General features: G+C 36.5%; 2 protein-coding genes. Both read left to right on the plus strand.

The window, feature by feature from the left end:
* Nucleotides 1-255 precede the first annotated feature (255 nt).
* Nucleotides 256-876 (plus strand): precorrin-8X methylmutase, encoded by a 621-nt coding sequence (locus tag HGI79_RS22340; RefSeq protein WP_185652869.1) that lies wholly within the window; start codon nt 256-258, stop codon nt 874-876.
* A gap of 11 nt (nt 877-887) precedes the next feature.
* A complete protein-coding gene (gene cbiD / locus HGI79_RS22345; RefSeq protein WP_185652870.1) occupies nt 888-1970 on the plus strand; it encodes a cobalt-precorrin-5B (C(1))-methyltransferase CbiD in 1083 nt (360 codons plus the stop codon).
* The last annotated feature ends 76 nt before the right edge of the window (nt 1971-2046 follow it).

The raw sequence follows: 2046 nt of genomic DNA on the forward strand, positions 1-2046 counted from the left end.
GCATTTAACCCCCACCTGATTCTTAGTTGAACGAATCCAGGGACGTAGCCGCTCTTTACTCCCAGTTAAGCAGAGAGTCAAAATCTGTGATTTTGTGCGAATCGGTTAAGCAGACATACAAAATCTGTGATTTTGATGTGGTCGCTTACTCTGTGAGTACTCCTCTGAAGAGGAGTTTCCTATAAAGATAGGAGTATTAGAGCGGGTAGTCATCGGATAAAAATTTTATAAAACACATAGAATGGAGAATAAACTATGGATTATATAAAAATTCCTATGGATATAGAGGAAAAAAGCTTTGAAATAATAGGAGAAGAAATGGGACTCCATGATTTCGACGATAGAGAGCTTAAAATAATAAAAAGAGTTATACATACAACAGCAGATTTTCAATTAAAAGATATAACTTATATAAGAGAAGGAGCTATAGATTGTGCTATAGAACTTTTGAAAAAAGGAGTGACCATATATACTGATACCAATATGGCTGCTGCTGGTATAAATAAAAAAACCTTAGAAAAGTTAAATTGTAAAGTAGAATGCTTTGTATCAAGAGAAGATATAGCAGAAATATCTAAAAGTCAAGGTATAACAAGATCCATGGCTGCAGTAGAAAAAGCAGTAGAAGAAGGCGTAGAATTCTTTGTATTCGGTAATGCACCAACTGCTTTATTTAAGCTTAAGGAGCTAACCTTAGAAGGTAAAGCCAATCCTAAATTTATAATAGGAGCACCAGTTGGATTTGTAGGAGCTGCAGAGTCCAAAGAGGAAATAGAGAAACTAGATATTCCTATGATAACTGTTAGGGGAAGAAAAGGCGGAAGTAATATTGCAGCTGCCATAGTAAATGCACTTATGTACATGGTTACCAGGTAGGTTGATAAACAATGTTAGATATGTATGTATACTGTGATGGAAAGAAGCTGAGGTGTGGATATACTACAGGGTCTTGTGCTGCTGGGGCAGCTAAGGCTGCTGCAGCTATGCTGTACAATGGAGGATTTTTAAAGGAAGTAAAGATAGATACGCCTAAGGGAATAGAGTTAACCCTACCTATAGAAAAGATAAATAAGGGTGAAGATTATGTTGAATGTTGTGTGGTAAAGGATGGTGGAGATGATCCAGATGCTACCCATGGCCTTGAAATATGGGCAAGAGCAGAGAAAGCTAAATCGAGATATACTCTAAAAGGTGGAAAAGGTGTAGGGGTAGTTTGTAGTGATGGTTTGTATGTTCCAAAGGGAGAACCAGCAATAAACCCAGTGCCGAGGAAAATGATTGAGAAGGAAGTGAGAGAAGTTACTCCTGAAGGTAAGGGTGTAGAAATAACCATATTTGTACCTAAAGGCGAAGAGGTAGCTAAAAAAACCTTTAATCCTCGTCTGAATATACAAGGTGGTATATCTATACTTGGAACAACAGGTATAGTCATGCCAATGTCAGAAGAAGCTCTTACTCAATCTATAGAAATTGAAATTAATCAAAAGGTGGCTAAGGGATATGAGGATTTAATACTACTATTTGGCAATATGGGAGAGAATAAAGCTAAAGAGTTAGAGTTAGATCAGAATAAAATGGTTATATTCTCAAATTATCTAGGATTTGCATTGAATTCTTGTATGGCAAAACAAGTGAAGAAAGTACTTGTAGTAGGACATATAGGAAAGTTGTGCAAGGTTGCTTCAGGATGTTTTAATACTCATAGCAGAGTATGTGATGTTAGAATGGAGACCCTGGCCCTAGAGCTTGCTTTGATGGGATATGATAGAGAATTGGTTCAGGAAGTTTATAACTGTGAAACCACAGAAGGAGCTGTAAAGCTACTTGGAAACAGTTATGAAGAATTATATACACGTATAGGAACAAAGGTAAAGAATAGAATAGAACAGCATACCTACAATACTATTAAGGCTGATGTGATTATGTATTCCATGGAAAAAGGGGTTCTTTACAACAGTATAGAGTTCTAGGGTGGAAACTTAACTTATACTCCGGAATATGTTGCCAAACTTCAGCACGTTAAAAACTTTTAATCAGTCTAAAGTT

This window comes from Clostridium sp. DJ247 (assembly GCF_014231265.1).

Coding starts and splice junctions, on each gene's coding strand:
- HGI79_RS22340 (WP_185652869.1), top strand. CDS start 256: ATGGATTATATAAAAATTCCTATGGATATAGAGGAAAAAAGCTTTGAA.
- cbiD (WP_185652870.1), top strand. CDS start 888: ATGTTAGATATGTATGTATACTGTGATGGAAAGAAGCTGAGGTGTGGA.